Origin of the sequence: Xanthomonas arboricola pv. guizotiae (assembly GCF_002940205.1) — a bacterium.
GTDB classification, from domain to species: domain Bacteria; phylum Pseudomonadota; class Gammaproteobacteria; order Xanthomonadales; family Xanthomonadaceae; genus Xanthomonas; species Xanthomonas arboricola_C.
The window spans coordinates 1-644 of the sequence record NZ_MDSK01000118.1 but is presented as its reverse complement, the minus strand read 5'-3'; the positions used below and the strand labels follow the sequence as shown (position 1 = coordinate 644).

At 66.9% G+C, this 644-nt stretch carries 1 protein-coding gene; it reads left to right on the top strand.

Translation table 11 applies throughout. The features are described from left to right. On the top strand, positions 1 to 616 hold a 616-nt coding region (locus XarbCFBP7408_RS22080; protein WP_104564704.1), incomplete at its 5' end, for an IS3 family transposase. Between the last annotated feature and the right edge of the window lie 28 nt (positions 617 to 644).

Genomic DNA, 644 nt, shown 5'->3' with positions numbered 1-644 from the left:
GCTCGACATGAATAAGAACACGGTGCAGCGGATCTTCCAGCTCATGGGCTGGCAGGTTCGCAAGCGGGCCGTGGGCGCCCGCCCGCGGATCCAGGCGCTGCCGTCGGTGGCGCAAGCGCCGGACGAACGCTGGGCGACCGACCTGTGCCGGATCTGGGGTGGCCGCGACGGCTGGTTGACCCTGGCCCTGGTGATCGACTGCTACACCCGGCAACTGCTCGGCTGGCAGCTCTCGCGCAGCGGCAAGGCCAGCACGGCGGCCGCCGCGCTGGAGCAGGCGCTGATCACCCGCTTCGGGACGTTGGGACGGGTGCAGAGCCCCTTGCTGCTGCGCTCGGACAACGGCTTGGTGTTCACCAGTCGCAACTACACGCGGCTGGTCCGCAGCGATGGCCTGCGCCAGGAGTTCATCACCCCGCACTGCCCACAGCAGAACGGAATGGTGGAGCGGGTCATCCGCACGCTCAAAGAGCAGTGCGCGCACCGCCACCGCTTCGAAAGCCAGCAGCACGCCAGCCGCCTGATCGGCGACTGGATCCAGTTCTACAACCACCGGCGTCCGCACCAGGCGCTGGGAATGAAGACACCCGCCGAGGCTTATGCTTTAGCGGCATGACCTGTGCAGAAACCACTGGGTCATTACA